The sequence below is a fragment of the Candidatus Binataceae bacterium genome (genome assembly GCA_035500095.1).
Taxonomy (GTDB): domain Bacteria; phylum Desulfobacterota; class Binatia; order Binatales; family Binataceae; genus JAKAVN01.
The window spans coordinates 1-20423 of sequence record DATJXN010000008.1; the positions used below are offsets into that span (position 1 = coordinate 1).

At 63.5% G+C, this 20423-nt stretch carries 16 protein-coding genes; 15 read left to right on the plus strand and 1 reads right to left on the minus strand.

Annotation, left to right across the window (positions count from 1 at the left end):
* From uvrC to VMI09_00955, 10 genes are all read left to right on the plus strand, one after another.
* Positions 1 to 1993, plus strand: a 1993-nt coding sequence (gene uvrC / locus VMI09_00910; protein HTQ23222.1) for an excinuclease ABC subunit UvrC, incomplete at its 5' end; no start/stop codon positions are given.
* Positions 1994 to 2144: 151 nt separating this feature from the next.
* Entirely contained in the window at positions 2145 to 4085 is a 1941-nt protein-coding gene (locus VMI09_00915; protein HTQ23223.1) for a ComEC/Rec2 family competence protein, read from the plus strand.
* Between the two features lie 123 nt (positions 4086 to 4208).
* Positions 4209 to 5060 carry an aldo/keto reductase gene (locus tag VMI09_00920; GenBank protein ID HTQ23224.1) on the plus strand — a complete coding sequence of 284 codons (852 nt, stop codon included), beginning with the start codon at positions 4209 to 4211 and terminating at the stop codon, positions 5058 to 5060.
* Positions 5061 to 5259: 199 nt separating this feature from the next.
* Positions 5260 to 5706 (plus strand): Zn-ribbon domain-containing OB-fold protein, encoded by a 447-nt coding sequence (locus VMI09_00925; GenBank protein ID HTQ23225.1) that lies wholly within the window; start codon positions 5260 to 5262, stop codon positions 5704 to 5706.
* A gap of 92 nt (positions 5707 to 5798) precedes the next feature.
* On the plus strand, positions 5799 to 6962 hold the full coding sequence (locus VMI09_00930; protein HTQ23226.1) for a thiolase family protein: 1164 nt from the start codon (positions 5799 to 5801) through the stop codon (positions 6960 to 6962).
* Positions 6963 to 7294: 332 nt separating this feature from the next.
* The gene (locus VMI09_00935) at positions 7295 to 8836 is read left to right on the plus strand and encodes an FAD-dependent monooxygenase (protein HTQ23227.1); all 1542 of its coding nucleotides are present in this window, start codon (positions 7295 to 7297) and stop codon (positions 8834 to 8836) included.
* A 181-nt stretch (positions 8837 to 9017) separates the two neighbouring features.
* Entirely contained in the window at positions 9018 to 9776 is a 759-nt protein-coding gene (locus VMI09_00940; protein HTQ23228.1) for a TylF/MycF/NovP-related O-methyltransferase, read from the plus strand.
* Between the two features lie 230 nt (positions 9777 to 10006).
* Positions 10007 to 11266, plus strand: coding sequence for a histidine--tRNA ligase (hisS, locus tag VMI09_00945; GenBank protein ID HTQ23229.1), 1260 nt, complete (start codon positions 10007 to 10009; stop codon positions 11264 to 11266).
* A 70-nt stretch (positions 11267 to 11336) separates the two neighbouring features.
* Positions 11337 to 13127: an aspartate--tRNA ligase gene (gene aspS, locus VMI09_00950; GenBank protein ID HTQ23230.1), complete on the plus strand. Its 1791-nt coding sequence runs from the start codon at positions 11337 to 11339 to the stop codon at positions 13125 to 13127.
* Positions 13124 to 13882, plus strand: coding sequence for a GNA1162 family protein (locus VMI09_00955; GenBank protein ID HTQ23231.1), 759 nt, complete (start codon positions 13124 to 13126; stop codon positions 13880 to 13882). The genes aspS and VMI09_00955 overlap by 4 nt, the downstream gene beginning before the upstream one ends.
* A gap of 78 nt (positions 13883 to 13960) precedes the next feature.
* Here the strand turns inward: VMI09_00955 and ald are convergent, their stop codons facing one another.
* Positions 13961 to 15067 carry an alanine dehydrogenase gene (ald, locus tag VMI09_00960; protein ID HTQ23232.1) on the minus strand — a complete coding sequence of 369 codons (1107 nt, stop codon included), beginning with the start codon at positions 15065 to 15067 and terminating at the stop codon, positions 13961 to 13963.
* Positions 15068 to 15471: 404 nt separating this feature from the next.
* Between ald and VMI09_00965 the strand changes: the two genes are divergently transcribed.
* From VMI09_00965 to gcvH, 5 genes are all read left to right on the plus strand, one after another.
* Complete coding sequence (locus tag VMI09_00965; protein ID HTQ23233.1) at positions 15472 to 16611, plus strand: ABC transporter permease; 1140 nt, start codon at positions 15472 to 15474, stop codon at positions 16609 to 16611.
* A 1-nt stretch (position 16612) separates the two neighbouring features.
* Positions 16613 to 17317: an ABC transporter ATP-binding protein gene (locus VMI09_00970; protein ID HTQ23234.1), complete on the plus strand. Its 705-nt coding sequence runs from the start codon at positions 16613 to 16615 to the stop codon at positions 17315 to 17317.
* Positions 17307 to 18248, plus strand: a complete 942-nt coding sequence (locus VMI09_00975; protein HTQ23235.1) for an efflux RND transporter periplasmic adaptor subunit — start codon at positions 17307 to 17309, stop codon at positions 18246 to 18248. The genes VMI09_00970 and VMI09_00975 overlap by 11 nt, the downstream gene beginning before the upstream one ends.
* The gene (locus VMI09_00980) at positions 18235 to 19752 is read left to right on the plus strand and encodes an efflux transporter outer membrane subunit (GenBank protein ID HTQ23236.1); all 1518 of its coding nucleotides are present in this window, start codon (positions 18235 to 18237) and stop codon (positions 19750 to 19752) included. Before VMI09_00975 ends, VMI09_00980 begins: the two co-directional genes overlap by 14 nt.
* 201 nt (positions 19753 to 19953) lie before the next feature.
* The gene (gcvH, locus tag VMI09_00985; GenBank protein ID HTQ23237.1) at positions 19954 to 20412 is read left to right on the plus strand and encodes a glycine cleavage system protein GcvH; all 459 of its coding nucleotides are present in this window, start codon (positions 19954 to 19956) and stop codon (positions 20410 to 20412) included.
* Positions 20413 to 20423: the final 11 nt, after the last annotated feature.

Consider the following 20423-nt stretch of genomic DNA (forward strand, 5'->3'; position numbering starts at 1 on the left):
CCCCGCCCCCCACGCTGCGCTTGAGCGCAAGCTCGACGCCATACCGGCGGACCCCGGCGTTTATCTCCTGCGCGAGCGTCCCCACATAAAAACCGGCGCGCCCGGCAAGGTCCTGTACGTTGGCAAGGCCAGGTCGCTGCGCGCGCGCGTGCGTGCCTATTTCCGCGAAAATGGCGACACGCGCTTCCAGGTGCGCTTCCTGATGAAGCGGGTCGGCGATTTCGACGTCCTGGTCGCCCGCACCGAGAAGGAAGCGCTCATCCTCGAGAACAACCTCATCAAGCAATACCGCCCGCGCTACAACATCCGGCTGAAGGACGACAAGTCGTACCTGAGCGCCAAGATGACCAACCATCCGTGGCCGCGCATCATGGTGACGCGCAAGATCGTGCGCGACGGCGGCAAATATTTCGGACCGTTCGGTTCCGCCGACGGACTCCGCGAGACGATCGACGTTATCCGGAAGGTCTTTCCGCTGCGCACCTGCTCGGATGGCGTGTTCCGCAATCGCGCGCGCCCGTGTATCGAATACCAGATCAAGCGATGCCTCGGCCCATGCTGCCTGCCGGTCAACCGCGCCGAGTACGAAGACCATCTGCGGGCCGCGCAGATGCTGCTCGAGGGACGCAATCTCGAAGTGCTCAAGCAGTTGCGCGAGCGGATGCACGGCCATGCGGAGCGGCTGGAGTTCGAGGAAGCGGCGCGGCTGCGCGACCAGGTGCGCGCGATCGAAAAGACCGTCGAACGCCAAACCGTGCTTCATCACTGGGGCATCGACCAGGACGTCTTTGGGCTGTATCGCGAGGGCGGCTTTATCGAGGCGATCGTCTTGATGGTCCGTGGCGGCAAGTTGACCAACACCCAAGGGTGGAGTTTCCAGGATCTCGAATTCGCCGACGAAGACGTCCTTGCCGACCTGCTGACGCAATTCTACTCGGGCGCTCGCGTCGCGCCGGACGAAGTGATCGTGCCGGTCGCGCTCGAGGACGCCGACGTGCGCGGCGAACTGCTCAGCGAACGGCGGGGAAAAAAGGTCGAGTTTCTCGTGCCTCAGCGCGGCGAGAAGCTGAGACTGCTCGAGATGGCGATGGACAACGCGCGCCAGAGCTTCGCTGCGCGCCGCGACAACGAGAACACCCGCGAGCGGATGCTCGAGGAACTCCGCACGCGGCTCCATCTGCGCAACTCGCCCAAGCGCATCGAGTGTTACGACATCTCGAACCTTCAGGGTTCGATGGTGGTCGGCTCGCAGGCGACCTTCGACGAGGGCGAGCCGCGCAAAGACCTTTACCGCCGCTACCGTATCCGCACCGTCGACGGGCAGGACGACTTCGCCAGCATGTACGAAGTACTGAGCCGCCGCCTCAAGCGGACGGCGGCCGAGGGCGAATACCCGGACCTGTGGGTCATCGACGGCGGCAAGGGGCAACTTAACGTAGCGCTTGAAGTATTGCGCGAGGCCGGGCTGCTCGAACAAATCGACGTCATCTCGCTCGCCAAGCAGCACGTGCTCAACGATCCGCGCGAGCGCTCCGTCGTGAAGTCTGAAGAGCGCGTATTCTTGCCAAATCGCAAGGACCCGATCGTGCTGCCGAAAAACTCGACCGCGCTCTTCCTGCTGGTGCGCATCCGCGACGAGGCCCATCGGTTTGCCATCACCTATAACCGCGAGTTGCGCCGGCGCTCGCGCCTGCGCTCGGTGCTCGACGATATCGAGGGTATCGGGCCGGTGCGGCGGCGCGCGCTGTTGCGGCACTTTGGCAGCCTCAAGCGGATTCGCGTTGCGAGCGCCGAGGAGATTGCGGTCGTCAAGGGGATGAACCGCGAGCTGGCGGCCGAAGTGCGGCGTTACCTCGATACGATGGGCGCGTTGCTCAAGGAGCAGGTGCGCGCCGAGGCGGCCGAGGAGGCCGCTGCACTCGCCGCGGCAGACGCCGGCGCGGCTGTGGAACCTCAGATTGAGTTGATCCCGAAGCCGCAGCCTGCTGACTGACGATCGCAGGCGTCAAAACTAGCCAGCGGGCAGTCACAACCGGTGCATCCTGCCGTCCCGCGGGACGCATCGGTTACGCCGCGGGCGTCACAATGATGGGTGGAAAGCCGCGCCGGGCCATCCCGATTCAGATTCGGTCGCGAGGTCCGCGATGGCGGCTGGTAGCGCCGCCCGGCTTGGCCCAGCGGCAGCCGCGAATGCGCCCACCGCCGCACCCGTCCGCTCGCCGTCGCCCTCGATTTTCGCGTCTCGCGCCGCTTCGGCGCCTGTTGCGCTGCCGCTCGCCTTGTTCCTCGAAGTCCCGCCGATCTACCTGATCGCGATTGCGATCCTCGCGGGTGACGCGCTCGGCGTAAATCACCTGGCGGTGCCGCTATGGATAGCCGCATCGATCGCTGCTGCGGCCGCCTTGCTTTTCATGCGCCGCAACGCCGCAGCGGCGACCGGCGTGGCGCTGCTTGCGATCGCTGCCGGGGCGTCGATGCCGGCGCGCGAAGCCGTGGCGCCGCATTATCCGCCGGATAGCGTTCGCCATTTCGCCGACGGCGCGTCGGTCGTGCTCGAAGGACAAATCAACCAGGCCTCGCAGCAATTTCCCGATCGCGAGTACGTATTTGTCGAGGTCGAACGCGCGGGTGCGTCCGCCTCGGCCGTCAAGCCCGCAAGCGGCAACGTCCGCTTGACGATCGTCGGCGCGCCCGTGCCGGTTCGCCTCGGCGACGAAGTCGAAGTCGCGGGAGCGCTGCGCTTTGCGCGCAACTTCGGCGATCCGGGCGAATTCGACTACGAAGGATATCTCGCGCGTGAGGGAATCGCCGCGACGATGGTGCTCGGCGCGACGGCGCATGCGAGGCTCGCGATACTCGGTCATCGGAGCCGCTTTCCGGCCTCGGATTTCGCCGCGATACGCGCGCGAATCGGCGCCTTTATAGACACCAATCTTGCCGGCGAGCAGCGCGCCGAGATGCGTGCGCTGATGATTGGCGACCGCGGCGGTATCAGCCAGGCGCTGCGCCAGCGATTCGCCCTGACCGGGCTTGCGCACATGCTGGTTATCTCCGGACTCCACCTGGGATTCGTCGCGGCCGCCGCGTTCAGCGTCGTGCGGCTCCTGATGATGTTCTTTCCCACGCGCACTGCCCTGGGTTACGCCAACAAGGCGGCGGCGTGCGCTGCCGCGCTCGCCGCAGGCGCCTATGCTGCGATCGCGATGCCGCACGTTTCGACCGCGCGGGCGCTGGTGATGGTGCTCGCCTACGCGCTCGCGGTGATCGCCGATCGCGCGCGCGCATTGCTCGCGAGTCTCGTGCTCGCGGCGATCCTGATCTGCCTGGCGATGCCGGGTTCGACCGCCGACATCGGCTTCCAGCTCTCGTTCGCCTCGGTGCTCGCGATCGTGCTCGGGATGCGCCGGTTCGCGCCGTGGTGGCGCCGCCGATTCTCCTCGCCCGATTCGGATCACATGCCCTCGCTCCTCCCGCGGATCGCCGCTGCCATTGCAGGCCACGTTGCGGTCTCGTTCTGGGCGCTGCTCGGCGTCGCGCCGCTGACCGCGTATCACTTCAACCAGTTCTCGACGGTCGGCGTGATCGCGAACTCGATCGTGGTGCCGGTGATGGCGCTTGGCGGAGTCGTGTGCGGTCTCGCGGCATGCGCGATAGGCCTTACCGGATCGACGAATCTCCAGAGAGCGTGCTGTTCACCGGCGATATCGAGGCTGCTGCCGAGCGGGAGCTGCTTGCGCGGACGCCGCCCGCGATGCTCGCTGCGACGGTGCTCCAAGGCGCCGCATCATGGCAGCCGCACGTCGTCCTCCGGAGCGTTCGTCGCGGCGGTGCGGCCGCAAGTCGTCGTGCTCTCGCTCGGCTATCGCAATTCGTTCGCCTTTCCGGCGCCCGAGGTCGTCGCTCGCTATCTGGCGGCCGGGGCGCGCGTCTTGCGGACCGACCAAAGCGGCGCGGTCAGCGTTGGGCTCGATCCAGGCGCGCCGATCCTGGTGCAGGCGTACAATTCCCGCGGAGTTGGTAGCATTCCGGGCGTGATGAAAGCGGGGCCCCGACAATTCGAAGCGGTCGGCCTAGCGGGGCGATAACATTTGACCCGTTTGCTCTGGCGGGCGGATTTCCTCAGGCTTGTCGCCGGCGGGTTCAGCGCGGCCGCACTGAGGGGCGTCGCGTTCGGCGGCGCGACGAAAAATTTGCAAGAGGCGGCGATGATGAATTCCGACAGCGCGATGCTCGCGCGGCCTATCCCGAAGAGCGGCGAGATGCTGCCGGTGATCGGACTTGGCACCTGGCGGACGTTCGATGTGGGCGACGTCGGCGGCGAAGCCGGCGCGCTGGGTAACCTGCGCGCGATTCTGCAGGCACTGTTCGACGGCGGCGCATCGGTGATCGATACGTCGCCGATGTACGGGCGGGCCGAAGCGGTCGTCGGCGAGTTGCTGGCGGCGATGCGCGCCCGCGAGCGCGCGTTTCTCGCGACCAAGGTCTGGACCTCGGGGCGCGGGCAGGGGATTGCGCAGATGCGGCGGTCGGCCGAACTGCTCAGGACGCGCGTCATCGACCTGATGCAGATTCACAACCTGGTCGATTGGCGCACGCAACTTGCGACGCTTCGCAAGATGAAGGAAGCGGGCGAGGTGAGATACATCGGAATTACCCACTACTCGCCCTCGGCATTTCCCGACCTCGCGGCCATCATCGAGCGCGAGGAGATCGATTTCGTGCAGTTGCCTTATTCGATCGACGTCCGCGAGGCGGAGCGGCGGATGCTGCCGCTTGCGGCCGAGCGCCAGGTTGCCGTGATGGTCAACCGTCCGTTCGGTGGCGGCGGTCTCTTCCGCAAGCTGCGCGGAAAGGCGCTGCCGCCGTGGGCGGCGGAGGCCGGATGCGGCAGTTGGGCCCAGTTCTTCCTCAAGTACATCGTGTCCCATCCGGCGGTGACCTGCGTTATTCCGGCGACCGACGACCTGGCGCACCTGGGCGAGGATCTCAAGGGGGGGCGAGGCCCGATGCCTGGCGACGCCGCGCGCCGCCGGATGGTGGAGTATTGGGACGCGATGTGACGCGATATCCGCGGGCGATCTTGTCATTGAGCTCCGCTAACGGTGGTTGACGCTTCGCCGCCGGCTGTGGGAATCTTTGATGTTCCGGCTGGAGGAGCGAATAATCACGGCTCCCGGGCGGGTTTTTCGCCGGCGCAAGATGCGTCGCCGCGGGACGCGCATGAGGCCCGCACCGATATAGATTTCTGGAGGCATCGTAATGGCTGAACAGGCTCAAGCGGCCGCCGATAGCGGTCTGCGTCCGATCGTTCCCTTTCTGAAGCTCGAACCCAGGCCGCACCTGATGGGCTCGAAGTGCGGAACCTGCGGAGCGGTCTTTATTGATACCCATCGGATCGCTTGCTCCAAATGCGGCGCGACCGAGGGTTTCAAAACGCTCGAACTCTCGGACAAGGGCAAAGTCTACGTCTTTTCGGTGGTCCATCAGTCCTTCCCCGGAATCAAGACGCCTTACATCACCGCGATCGTCGATCTGCCCGAAGGTGTCAGCGTCCGCAGCAATATCGTGGACGTCGATCCCGAGGACGTGCAGAAGAATCCCCGCCAGATGTTCGACATGCCGGTCGAGATGGTGACGAACGTGGTGTCCAAGGACCGCGAGGGCCACGAGGTCGTGGCGTTCGCCTTCAAGCCGAGCAAGAAGTAGAGCTATAGTTTAGATATCCGTCGACGAATCGGGGCGGAAGCGCGGATAGCGTCGCGGCCCCGCGGCCGGCTGGCCCGGCAGGAGGATCGGAGATGCAAAACGTTTACATACTGGGAACCGGGATGATCAAGTTCGGCCGCTATCCCAACAAGACCGTACCCGAACTCGGCGGCGAAGCCGCGATCATCGCGCTCAAGGACGCCGGCATTGCGATCAAGGACGTCGAGATGTTCGCCTGCGGCAATCTCTACCAGTCCAACGCGATGGTCGGGCAGAGGATCCTGCAGCAAATCGGCCAGACCGGCATCCCGGTGATTAACGTCGCCAACGCCTGCGCTACCGGCTCGACAGCCCTGCGCGAAGCCTACATGGCGGTCGCCTCGGGGATGTACGACGTTGCGATGGCGGTCGGCGTCGAGCAGATGGGCAAGCAGGGATTGCTCGGCGGTGGCGGCGGCGGCAGCGACCCGGCCTATAGCGCTGAAGGGCGCCTGGGCTCGGGCCTGATGCCGGCGGTATTCGGGCAGGCCGGGATCGAGCACATGCGCAAGTACGGCACCAAGATGGAGCACTTCGCCAAGATCTCGGTGAAGTCCCATCAGCACGCCACAAAGAATCCGTTCTCGCAGTACCGCAACGAAGTCACGCTCGAAGACGTGCTTAACGCGCGCATGATTTCGTATCCCAACACGCTCTACATGTGCTGCCCCACTGGCGACGGCGCCGCCGCCGCAGTTCTGGTCTCCGAGAGCAAACTCAAGCAGCTCGCCGCGGGCCGCAAACGGGCGCGTATCGCGGCCTCGGTCCTGACCTCCGACCCGTGGACCGACCGCACTGCGGCCCTGCCCGACGTGAGCACGCTCACGCGGCGCGCCTCCAAACAGGCATATGAGAAGGCGGGCGTCGGTCCCAAGGATATCGCGCTCACCGAATTGCATGACTGTTTTGCCACGGCGGAGCTGGTCCACTACGAAAACCTCGGCCTTTGCGGTGACGGCGAGGCCGGCGCGTTTATCGATTCGGGCGGCGGCAAGCATCCGGGCCTTGGCGGCCACGATCCGGTCAACGTCTCGGGCGGGTTGCTCAGCAAGGGCCATCCACTGGGCGCGACGGGCGTCGCCAATGTCTGCGAGGTGGTATGGCATCTCACCGGGGACGAGCGCGCCACGGATCGCCAGGTGCCCAATGCCAAGGTCGGACAGGCCCATGTTATCGGGCTCGGGTCGGCCTGTACGATTCATATTTTGACGGTCTGAATCCCGCCGATTTACGATTTCGGTCCAAGGTGGCGGCCGCCCTGCGGCCGCCAGCGTTGGTCACGATGGCGGACCGCGCAGGCAGCCGCCCGTGTGACAGGATGGATCAGGATTGGCCGCGTTCGGCGGGCCGGTACGAGCAGGGGATGCTCCGAACAAGGGGGTCGTCCTGGAATAGTTGCTCGACGGGAATCCGAGCGCGGCATAGCGACCCCTTCGGGGCACTATCGGCGTCGCTGACCGGCCGATCATCCGGCAGGTTGCGCCGAACGCGCAGGTCTAACGCGGATTCTCCCTAACCGTTTAAACCTCTCACGATTCGGACTTGTTCCATGCGAGACCCCCAAATTCTGATAGTTGGAGCGGGTCCGACAGGTCTGGTGATGGCCTTGTGGCTCGCAAAACTGGGCGTGCCCTTTCGCATCATCGAGAAGAATGGCGGGCCGGGGCAGACCTCTCGCGCGATGGCGGTACATGCGCGCACGCTCGAGTTTTACCGTCAACTTGGAATCGCCGATGAAGTCGTGCGGCGTGGAATCAAGGTGGAGCGGATGCGCCTGCACGAAGGCGGCGGTGACGGCTCGGTCTTGAACTTCAGCGACTTTGGCAAAGGCCTCAGCCCATATCCATTCATTCTCACATTTCCACAGGACGAGCACGAGCGGCTGCTCGGCGAAAGACTCCATGCGATGGGAGTGCAGGTGGAATGGAATACCGAATTGAGCGGATTTACGGACGCCGGCGATCATATCGAAGCGATACTGAAAGCGGACGGCAAAGAGGAGAAGTGCGCGACAAGTTTCCTCTGCGGGTGCGACGGTGCACACAGCGCGGTCCGCGAGGGCTTGAAGTTGAAATTCCCTGGCGGAATTTACGAGCAGATGTTTTTCGTCGCAGATCTTGCCGCGGACGGAGCTCCCGCGAACGGCGACGTAAATTTCTTTCTCGGAACCCATCAATTGTGCCTTACCTTTCCGATCCGGACGACCGGTATGGTGCGGCTGATCGGAATTCTGCCGCGAGAAGTAGCGGGCCGCGAAAACGTCGTCTTCGACGACATCCGCGAGCACTTTGAGAAAATGCTTTCGCTCCACGTGCACAAAGTGAACTGGTTCTCGACCTATCATGTCCATCATCGGGTGGCCGAGCACTTCAGGCTGGGCCGCGTATTCCTGTCCGGCGACGCGGGTCACGTGCACAGTCCGGCCGGCGGTCAGGGCATGAACACCGGCATTGGCGACGCGGTCAATCTTTCGTGGAAATTGGCGGCCGTGCTTGCGCGAAAGGCCGACTATTCGCTTATCGATACCTACGAGACCGAGCGGATCGCGTTTGCCCATTCGCTGGTATCGACCACCGACAGATTGTTTCGCGCCGTCGTGCAGGAAAATCTCGCCGGCGAAATTGTGCGGTCCATTTTGTTTCCCCATGTGATCCCGTTCTTGATGGGGTTTTCGCCAATTCGCAGCTCGCAATTTCGCCTGATCTCGCAGACCCGAATCAGTTACCGGCACAGCCCGCTCAGCGAAGGAAACGCCGGCGACGTGCGAGGCGGAGATCGTCTGCCGTGGGTGGAAACGGACGATGGCGCTAATTTCGCGCCGCTCACATCGCTCGACTGGCAGGTTCATGTTTACGGGCAGGCCAGCCAGGCATTGCGCCGGGCGGCGTCGGACGCAAACCTCGCTCTGCATGAGTTCGCATGGAAGGCCCCGGCGGAGCATGCGGGCCTGGAGCGTGACGCCCTGTACCTGGTCAGACCCGACGGGCACATAGCCCTCGCCAATTCCAAGCAGGACGTGGAGAAGCTCCGACAGTTTTTGTCCAAATTCAAGATCACGCCGTTCCATGCCACTTCATCGGCGAATAACTGATGCCGCACGAAAGTCCGGGCAGCAGCCATATGTAGTACCTAGTGAGGATCATCTCACCCGCCTGGGAGTGAGGTCGAAAGGAAGAAGGAAGGAAAGAGCGACTATGGGAGGCCGTGCTCAAGCATTGCGTAACATTCTGCCACAATGGGCAAAGCGATCAGGACGCGCAGTACAAAGACGCTTGTGGGACTGGCCGATGGTTAACTTAGGTTGGCGCCCGGCACGCACGATTCCGCTCGCCAAAGTCTATTTCCAGGGTGACTACGGGTACGAAGAGGAAACCGATATCAAAACGGCCCTGGAGAAAGTGTATGCACATTCAACTGCGTCACTTGAGCGTCTTGCTACCCTATGGCTCCAGGTTCGCTATCTCGACAGATACGCCATCAGGGGCGACCTGGTCGAGTGCGGCGTTTGGAAGGGAGGAGCAGCCGGTATGATGGCGCTCGCCCACATGCGTTCCGGCGAACCATACCGCAAGCTCCAGTTGTTCGACAGTTTCAAGGGTATGCCTGAGCCGAAAGCGGAGTTCGATGGTTCTCTGGTCCTGAACTACGCGAACGGCAACGGCGCGCTGCGGCCAATCGGACAGTTGGAGGCCTCGGTGGCCGACTGCGAGGATCTCTTGTTTCAACGGATCGGCTACCCTGAGGACCTTGTTCAGTTTCACGAGGGATGGTTCCAGGATACGCTCCCGCGCGACGCCGGTTCGGTCGGCGACGTTTCGCTCCTGCGCATAGCGGCAGACTGGTACGAGTCAACCGTGCTGGCCCTTCAATACTTGTATTCGAAGGTGGCATCGAAGGGCGTAGTGATCATCGCAGACTACGGTACGTTTGAAGGGGCGCGCCGTGCGACCGACGAATTCCTGGCGCGGCTTTCGGAACCGATCATGCTTCATCACATCGACGCTGACGGGCGCTACTGGATCAAGCCTTAGCGTTTCAATCAACGTTGGTGTTCCGATCGGCAAGGCTCGTGCTGGCGGCCGATGAAATTCGCGACGCTCAGTTGAAAGCTGTGCCGGAGGATTTCTCGCAGATGGGCCCTGATGGAATGAGAGAACCGGCCGTGGGCGGTTTTTATTGTCCGTCCGCGGGTATACATTTGTGCGGATCGAGTTTCGGTGCGGCGCCCGCCCAGGCGCAGCGCGGCAGGGAAAAACCGACTGTGCAGGCGATAAGGCTCAGGGGATTCCAGGACACGATGGGCGCGCAGGCGCGCAGCCTCACCGCGGTCGAGGACTGCGCGCGCCGCGTGGCCGAGCGCCACAATGTCAGCGAGATCCGCATCCCGGCGCTCGAGCGGCTCGAACTCTTCCAGCACTCGAGCGGCGAGACCTCGGACATCGTGGAAAAGCAGATGTACTCGTTCGTCGACCGCGACGAAGCCGAGACCACCATTGCGCTTAGGCCCGAGGGCACGCCCGGCGTGGTGCGCGCTTATATCGAAGCCGGGCTCGACCGCAGCGATCCCGAGCAGCGCTTTTACTACGTTGGCCCGATGTTCCGGCGCGAGCGTCCGCAGAAGGGGCGCTTTCGCCAGTTTTCGCAGTTCGGGGTGGAGATTTTCGGCCGCCCCGACCCGGCCACGGACGCGGAGCTGATGCTGATGGTCGACGAGCTGCGCCGCGAACTGGGGCTAGAGCTCACGTTCGAGATCAATTCGCTCGGAGACGCCGAATGCCGTCCGCGCTACCGCCACGCGGTGCTGGAATATGGCCGCGCGCATCTTGGGGAGCTGTGCGAGGACTGCCGCCATCGCCTGGAGCGCAATCCGCTCCGCCTGCTCGACTGCAAAATCGACGTCAAGCTGGCCGAAGCTGCGCCCAAGAGCCGGGATTATCTCTGCGACAACTGCCGCGCCCATTTCGCGACCGTGCGCGAGCTCCTGACCGACGCCGGCGTGCCCCACGCGGTCAATCCGCGCCTGGTGCGCGGGCTCGACTACTACACCCGGACCACGTTCGAGGTTACTTCGACCGCGGTCGGCGCGCAGAGCGCGGTCGCGGCGGGCGGGCGCTACGACGGCCTCGTCGAATCGCTGGGCGGCGCCGCGGTCGCCGGCACCGGCTTCGCGATCGGCGTCGATCGCCTCGCGTTGGCTCTGGACGCGGCTCATTTCGCTTCGCGCGCCGACGCGGCGCTGGCCGCGCTCGGCGATGCCGCGATGCGCCGCGCGATGACGCTCGCGGCCGAGATGCGCGCGGCAGGGCTGCGGGTCGAGCTGCTTTCGCCGGGCCGCGGGCTCAAGGCGCTGATGCGGCGCGCGGACAAGATCGGCGCGCGCTACGCGGTGATTATCGGCGACAACGAACTTGCGAGCGCCACGGTCGCGCTCCGCGACTTGAAGACCAGCACGCAGAGCGAGGTTGCGCAGGCGGATCTGATTGCGGCGCTGAGCGCCGCGGGCGCCAACCGCCGTGCGTGATGAAACGCTCGCGCGTCATGACTATTCCGTAGCTCGCCCCGCGCAGGTATTCTTCCACGGACGTAATTCGATGGCTGCTCCGTACGAATATTCGCCGCTGCCGCCCTGGCCGCGCACCGACTATTGCGGCGCGCTCCGCGCCGCCGATGCCGGGAGCGAGGTTGCGCTTTGGGGATGGGTTGCGTCGCGCCGCGACCACGGCGGCTTGATCTTCATCGATCTGCGCGACCGCGAGGGCATCCTGCAGCTCGTTTTCAACCCGGCCACGGCGGCCGCCGCGCACGAGGTCGCGGGGCGCGCGCGCTCGGAATATTATCTGGCCGCGCGCGGCAAGGTCGTGATGCGCGCGGAAGGCGCGGTAAACGCCGAGCTTGCGACGGGGACGGTGGAAATCGCCGTGACCGAGGCGCATATCCTCAACAGCTCGCAGCCGCCGCCGTTTCCGATCGATGCGGAGGGCACCGCCGAAGATATCCGCCTGCGCTACCGCTACCTCGATCTGCGGCGGCCCGCGATGCAGCGCAATCTCCGCCGGCGGGCGCTCGCGGTGCAGGCGACGCGCTCCTATCTCGACGGCGCCGGCTTCGTCGAAATCGAAACTCCGATCCTCTGGCGCGCAACGCCCGAAGGCGCGCGCGACTACCTGGTGCCGAGCCGCGTCAACCCGGGCCGCTTTTACGCGCTGCCCCAATCGCCGCAGCTGCTGAAGCAGCTCCTGATGATGGGCGGCTTCGACCGCTACTATCAGATCGCGCGATGCTTTCGCGATGAGGACTTGCGCGCGAATCGTCAGCCCGAGTTCAGCCAGGTCGATATCGAGCTGACCTGTCCGCGGGTTGACGACGTGGTGGCGACGGGCGAGGGCATGATGGCGGAGATCTATCGCCGCGTGCTCGGGATCGAGCTCAAGACGCCGTTTTTGCGGCTTTCCTATGCCGAGGCGATGGAGCGGTTCGGGATCGACAAGCCCGACTTGCGTTTCGGGATGGAGCTCAAGAACCTGAGCGCCGCGTTTTCCGGAACTCAGTTCAAGGTCTTTGCCGAAGTGCTGGCGCGCGGCGAGAGCATCTATGGAATCGTCCTTCCCGCGGCGCATCAGCTGAGCCGGCGCGAGCTCGACGAGATGGCCGAGGGCGTGCGCACGCGTTACGGGTTTGGCCTCGCGTACGCGAAAGCGGCGAGCGACGGATGGCAGGGGCCGATCGCGCGCCATCTGAGCGACGCCGAGCGCGCGCAGGCCGCGGAAACGGCAGGGCTCGCCGCCGGCGACACGCTGCTGATGGTGGCGGGGGAAGCCGGGCGGGTACGCCCGATCCTCGGCGATTTGCGCCTGCAGCTCGGCGGCAAGTTCAAGCTGCGCGAGACGGGCGAGCTCAAGTTTCTGTGGGTGATCGAATTTCCGCTGTTCGAGTACGACGAGGAAGAGAAGCGGATGGTTGCGGTAAACCACCCGTTCACCGCGCCGCATCCCGGCGATCTCGAATTGCTGGACTCCGCGCCGCTCAAGGCCCGTGCGCTCGCCTACGACATGGTGCTCAACGGCGAAGAGCTGGGCGGCGGCTCGATTCGTATTCATAACCCCGAGCTTCAGCTCAAGGTGTTCGGGCTGCTCGGCTTCCCGCGCGACGAAGCGATGCTCAAGTTCGGCTTTCTGCTCGAGGCGTTGGGCTACGGCGCGCCGCCGCACGGGGGCATCGCGTTCGGCGTGGATCGGATTGCGATGCTGGTGAGCGGTACAGACTCGCTGCGCGAAGTGATGGCTTTTCCCAAGACGCAGAAGGCGGTCGATCTGATGAGCGGAGCGCCCTCGGAGGTCGATCCGCGCCAGCTGCGCGAACTGTCAATCAAGGTGACATCGTGAGAATTCCTTTGCCGGCCGCCTACGCGCTCGCGCTCGCTCTGACGCTGACGGCGCCCGCATGCAGCAGCAACAGCACCAGCAGTCTTTCGCCGAGCCAGATGTGGCACGGCACGGTCGAATCGCTGCCGCTGGTCGGAAAGGACCCGTCGCTCGAGCTCCATTCGGTCCGCGCCATCCGCACGGTCAAGGTCCATCGCGTCGCCGTGATGCCGCTCATCGATCATCCCAACGCCACCGGCGAGCCGATCGAGGACGGCGCGGCCGAATCGATCACGGCCGACGTCTGGGGCCGCATGACCCTGGTTTCGGGATGGGAAGTAGTGCCCGAATCCGACGTCCGCGGAGTGATGCAACAGCTGCCGCCGACCACGCTCGCCAACATGCAGGACAACGCGATGAAGCTCGGCCGCCAGCTCTCCGCCGACGCCGTGGTTTACGGTACTGTGACCCGCTACGAGGAGCGCGTGGGTAGCGACTACGCGGCCAAGAGCCCGGCGGCGGTCGCCTTCGCGCTCCACCTGGTCGACGTTCACAACGGAGTCGTGCTGTGGACCGCGCGTTACGCGCGCCAGCAGGAGGCGCTGACGCAGAACATCTTCAACGTCGGCAATTTCCTCGCCAACCGCGGGCGCTGGGTGCACGCCAACGATCTTGCGCAGCGCGGCGTCGAGGAGTCGCTGGACGACCTCGGATCCAAGCTCGGCTATACGCTTCCGGTTTCGCAGCCGATGGCGCCGACGATGGGTGCGGACTAGGCTTTTTCAGCAGCCCCGTTAGAAATTTTTTCGACGCTCGCGTAGGGCAAAGGGCCGACGCGTCAGATGCCCGGGTTTTTATTCCCACGGTGAGCGCGGCTTCATCCTGAGCGCCGCGGCCACCGCCGGATGCGCGATATGGCCGCCGAAAGTGTTGACTCCGTGGCGCAAAGCGGCGTTGCGCGTCCCCGCCTCGAGCACGCCGCGGTCAGCCAGTTCCAGCGCGTAGGTCAGCGTCGCATTGGTCAGCGCGTAAGTCGAGGTGTGCGGCACGATCGCCGGCATATTAGTTACGCAATAGTGAACCACGCCCTGGGCGACATAGATGGGCCGGCGATGGCTGGTCGGGCGCGAGGTCTCGGACAATCCGCCCTGGTCGATCGAGAGATCCACCAGCGCCGCGCCGCGTTTCATCCGCGCGACCATCGCCCGCGTCAGGAGGTGCGGCGTGCGCGCGCCGGCGACCAGCACGGTGCCGATCACGAGGTCGGCGCTCAACAACTGCTCCTCCAGCGTCGCCCGGTTTGACATCAGCGTCGTAACGCGCCCGCCGAGCATCTCGCCGAGATAGCGCAGGCGGCTCGGATTGACATCGAGGATGGTCACTTCGGCTCCCACGCCGGCCGCGACCCGCGCCGCATTGGAGCCTGCGATTCCTCCGCCGAGGACCGCCACCCGTCCCGGCCGCACGCCTGAAGCGCCGCTCAGCAGCACGCCGCATCCGCCGTTCTGCGCCTCCATGCACCATCCGCCGACCTGCACCGCGAGACGCCCGGCCACCTCGCTCATCGGTGCGAGCAGCGGCAGGCTCTGGTCTTCCAGTTGCACCGTCTCGTACCCGAGCGCAGCCGTGCCGCGCCGCACGAGCTCGCGCGCAAGCGCTGGCTCGGCCGCCAAGTGAAGATAGGTGAAGAGCACGAGGTCGCTGCGCAAGAAGCGGAATTCGGAGCGCTGCGGCTCCTTGACCTTGAGCACCATCCGCACGCGTTCCCATACCGCGGCCGCCGATCGCACGATCTGTGCGCCCGCCGCGCTGTACTCGCGGTCGCTGAAGCCGCTGGCCGCGCCGGCGCCGCTCTGAATCAGCACGCGATGGTTACGGCTGCGAAAGGCGGCGGCGCCGGCCGGAGTCAACGCCACGCGCCGCTCGTCAGGTTTTATCTCAGCGGGTACTCCGACGATCATGTTGGACAGTGTCGGTTGGCAGTCCCCTCGATCCGCGCGGGCAACCTATGGGTCTGTTCCGGCGTGCTCTCGTTAGCTGGCAAACGAGCCTTCCTCCTTCGCATAGTCCCGCTAGATCATTTGGTCTTCGATAGCAAGCGGGAAGCGTTCTCCTCATCTTGGGACACATGTGCCTCAGCCTTCGGCGGCCAAGAGAGATGGCGCGTGTTGAGACAGCCGTTTGTCTCGAAACGCTCCAGCCCCTAAAGCGTCTTTAAAGGCTGCGACTTTCCTGAGCTGCGGCTCATAATGAGCGCGCGCCGGGCTGCACGGTTCTTGCATCCCGACCCCTTCGACGCGTCCGGCCCCGCACGCTCTTGAGTGCCTAAGGTGCGACCGGGTCGGGCAGGAGCAGGATTTCGACCATGAAGCAGCTCATCATTCTGGCGTACCGGCTGCTCGTCAGCGACAGGGGCAAGTACACCGCGCTCCTGGTGGGCACGACATTTTCGGTCTTCCTGATCTTCCAGGTGACTTCGACCTTCGCGGGCATCCTTACCAAGGCATCGGCGACGGTGATCAATATCGGGGCGAAGATGTGGGTCATGGATCCCGCCGCCACAAACACGGTGTTTGGAAGCATTCCGATGCCTGATTACGTCCTCGACGCCGTGCGCAGTATCAACGGCGTCAGGTACGCCGTCCCTCTCTCGGTGGGCTCGGCCCTCCTCAAGCTGCAGGACGGGACCTATCAGTCAGTCACGGTAATCGGGCTCGACGATACCAGTTTGCTCGGGAGACCTGAATTGATTCAGGGAAATATTGACAGCATTTTTGCCGAAAACGGCTTTATCGCGGTGAAAGACGAGGAATTTCCCAAGCTCGAGAACCCGACCATCGGAACTACATTCGAGCTGAACGAACATCGCGGCAAGATCGTCGGTATCGCCAAGGTTCCTACCGGGGCGCTCTTCGGAACACCGACGCTCTACACTACTTATTATAGGACGCTTCAGTACATTCCGTCCTATGCGTTCACCATCTCATACATCCTGGTCGAGCCAAAGTCGATGTCCGACATCCCGTATATCAAGCAACAGGTAGCGGATCTCGGTTATCTCGCTCTGACCAATCAAGAGTTCCAGAACGGGATTTCGGACTATCTGATGTATAAGACCTCGATCGGCACCAACACGCTGCTGATGACGGTGATCAGCTTCCTGGTGGGGCTCTCCATCTCCGGCCAGACCTTTTACACGTTCATCGTCGAGAACCTCGAACACTTCGGCGCGCTGAAAGCCATGGGCGCCAAGGGGCGCGAACTGGTTTACGTGATCCTGTTCCAGGCCGGATTCACCGCACTGGTCGGCTACGGTTTGGGCATCGGCCTGGCGACACTTCTCATAACCGCAGCCAAGCTGAGACTGCCCGAATATTCCTCCCGCGTGACCTACACTAATCTGGTCCTGGCGTTTCTTCTGGTGCTGATGATCGCGAGCGTTTCGGGTTACGCGGGGGTGCGCCGAGTCCTTAAGATCGAACCGTTCGACATCTTCCGAGGCTGAGATGCCGAAGGCCGCAATCACAGCTGACAAGCTCAACAAGTGGTTTGGCGAAGGCGAAGCCCGAACCTATGCCGTCAAAGAGGCCAGTTTCGAGGCGTACTGGGGCGAGATGCTCTATATCGTGGGACCGTCGGGCAGCGGCAAGACGACACTGCTCAGCATTATCTCGGGAATTCTGCGGCCGAACTCGGGTACGGTTACGGTTGACGGGCGGGAGCTGTGGACCTTGCCGGACGATGAAATCGCAGAGTTTCGGCTGCACACGGTCGGCTTTGTGTTTCAGGACTATCACCTCTTCCCGCGCCTGACGACGGCGGAAAACGTGGCGATCCCGCTCATTCTTCAGAAACGTCGCTGGGACGAGGCTCTGAAGGCTGCGGCTCGATGCCTGGAGATCGTGGGTCTTGGCGACAAAGGGAAGCTTTTGCCGATCAAGCTCAGCGGCGGAGAACAGCAGCGGGTCGCCATTGCGCGTGCGATCGTGCATCAGCCCGAAATTCTGGTCTTCGACGAGCCCACGGCCTCACTGGATGGAGAGACCGGACGCAAAATTGTCTCTTTCGTCAAGACCGAAATTCTAACGCCGCAGCGCTGCATCCTGATGGTGACCCACGACAGCAGGATTTTCGAGTTCAGCAACAGGATCATGGGAATGGAAGACGGACGAATTGTCGGCTTCGGGCAGGGGGTTGCCCATGAGGCCTAGGATCGAGCTTGTGCTCGCGTTGTTCGGGCTCCTTGCAGGGATGACGGGGGCCTATGTCTACGGGCTGCGCGCGGCGCCGCAGCGGCCGGCGTTCAGTCCGGCGGCAAACCCCTACGCGAAAGGCGTGTACGCCGAGGGCATGGTCGAGACCTATCAGAACAGTGGCGAGAACATAAATATCTTTCCGAATATATCCGGCACCATCGTCGCCATCCCCGTCCACGAGGGTCAATGGGTCCGTAAGGGGACCGTGCTGATGCGCCTTGACGACTCAGTCCAAAAGGCGACCGCAGAATATAACAAGGCTCAGATAGGGTACGCGCGCGCCCAACTCAAGACTACGCGGGACGAACTCGCGAAGGACGAGGTCTCCTACCGACTGGATCCTAAGTCGATAAGCACGTACACCCTCGACGACGCAATAAATGCAGTTGGGGTGGCGGCACGCAATGTCGAAGTTAATGTGAGGAATTATAACTCAGCAAATGCCCTGCTTGCCTGGTATACGATCAGGGCGCCATGCGACGGCGGGGTTCTCGCAATCCAGGCGGCAGTTGGCAGCTACGTACTTACGTCCCAAGGCACCTACGATACGTACACCCAGGGCTTCGCCCCCATCATCGTGATGGGCCGGTCCGCAGAGGCCGAAGAATACCTCAGTGTCCGCAGCTATATCGACGAAATACTGATTCACAGGCTCAAGTTCGGACCGCAGATGAAGGCGCGGATGCTCATCCGCGGAACCAACATCAGCGTGCCGCTCGAATTTGTCAGGGTGCAACCTTATGTGTCGCCAAAGATTGAACTGTCCGATGAGAGACTCGAAAGAGTCGATGTGCGCGTGCTGCCGGTAATATTCAGGTTCTCACGGCTAAAGGATCTGCCGGTCTATCCGGGTCTGCTCGTCGATGTTTACGTTGCCGAAGAATAGCCGGCTCCGGAACACCCGCACGCGTGCAGGCCGACTGAAAAGCACTCTCGGCCTGATGTTGCTTTCGTGCAGTCTGGGGGCCTGCGCGGTCGGTCCGGATTTTGTGCGTCCCGGCGCGCCGGCATCGCAGCGCTACGTTCAGACCGAGGAACCCGCCACTACCGTTGCCGCAAACGGTGTGGCCCAGCACCTCGAGCAGGGCGCGCCGATCCCCGATGAGTGGTGGCGGCTGTTCAATTGTCCGAAGCTGGACGCGCTGGTAATCCAGTCCTTCGCCCACAATCCCACCGTGGAGGCCGCGCATGCCACGCTGCGTGAGAGCGAGGACAATCTGCGCGCCGGGTACGGCATCTTCTTCCCGCAGCTGAGCGCGGGTTTTCAGCCGACACGCCAGCAATTTTCGCCCACTCGTTTCGGCTCGAATACGGCGCCATCGATCTTCAGTCTCTATACGCTGTCGGCGACGATCACGTACGTGCTCGACGTTTTCGGCGGCCAGCGGCGGACGGTGGAGGGCCTGCGCGCCCAGGTCGATGTCCAATACCAGAACAAGCGCGGCACCTATCTCACCTTGTCGGGCAACGTCGTGAATGCGGTCGTCGCCGAGGCCGCATACCAGGCCGAGATCCAGGCGACGCAACAGCTCATCGGATTCCTGCAGGAGCAGGAAAGCATCACCGCCGCCCAGGCGAACGCCGGCGTTGTTCCCTTTTCAAACCTTCTGAGCATCCAGACCGAGCTCGCAACGAACGAGGCAACTCTGCCGCCGCTGCGCCAGCAAGTCGCCCATACGGTCCATCTGCTCTCCATCCTGGCTGGCCGGGAACCCGGCCAGGATTGGGCGCCGGCGGAAGTCGCCCTCTCGGAGCTTGGGCTTCCGCGCGACGTGCCGGTCAGCCTGCCGTCCGATCTGGTCCGCAAGCGACCCGATATATTGGCTGCCGAGGCGCAGCTGCACACCGCCAGTGCGCAGGTCGGAGTTGCCACCGCCGCGATGTTTCCGAGCTTCACGCTGAACGCCAACTACGGATGGAACAGCACGTCGCTCTCCAATCTGTTTGCGAATAATGCGGAGTTTTGGACCTTGGGGGCCGGCATCGCCACGCCTTTAATTCAGGGACCCACGCTATGGTATCAGCGAAAGGCCGCGATCGACGCGTATCAGCAGGCGCTCGCAAACTATCGGCAGACCGTGCTTGCGGCTCTTGCACAGGTGGCGGACGCGCTCGATGCACTGCAACATGACGCGCAGACACTGAACGCCCAGTCGCACGCGTTCAGCACGGCCGCGGAGCTGTTGCGACTGACGCAGATAAACTACAGCGCTGGAACGGTGAACTACGTCCAGGTGCTGATCGCGGACTACCAATACGAGCAGGCGAATATGGGATATATCCAGGCGATAGGCCAGCGTCTTCAGGACACGGCGGCGCTGCTTGTCGCGCTCGGCGGCGGTTGGCTATCGACGCGCGTGCCTTCCTCGCAGAGCGCGCTTTTCAACTGAACGCTCGGAACGGTCGCCGCGGAACTTTTGCAGCTATCGGTGGACCGAAGCCAGCTGACCAAACGGCGCAGGCTAAACCGTTCGTAGGGGCCGTACCGCCGCGATCTTTGCCAGTCGCAGGCATTCGCTCCATATAAAACTCTACCGGACATCCCGTCCGGAACTTGACAAGAGTATTTCTGCGCGGCGTGATGAAAGCACATGGATGCAAGAGCCATGTCGTCCAAGCGCGGCGCCGGCGCGCCCAAGGGCGATCTCCAGGGGGTGGATATGGAAGTTCCGCCGGGACTCAAGTACTCGAAGGAACATGAGTGGGTCATCGCCGATGAGGCGGTTGCGACGATAGGTATCACCGACCACGCGCAGGACCAACTCGGGGAAATTGTTTACCTCGAGCTGCCCGCGGTCGGCGAAAAGATCAGCAAGGACGATCCCTTCGGAGTGGTCGAGTCGGTCAAGGCGGTCTCGGATATCTATGCGCCCGTCAGCGGCACCGTGGTTGAGATCAACGAAGGCCTGCCCGAAAGCCCCGAAGTCATCAATGAAGACCCGTACGGCGACGGCTGGCTGATTAAGGTCCGCATCAGCGACCCCAGCGAACTCGAAGACCTGATGGACGCCGAAGAGTACGAAGATATGGTCGCCAGCGAGAAGGAATAGCGCCCAGGCCG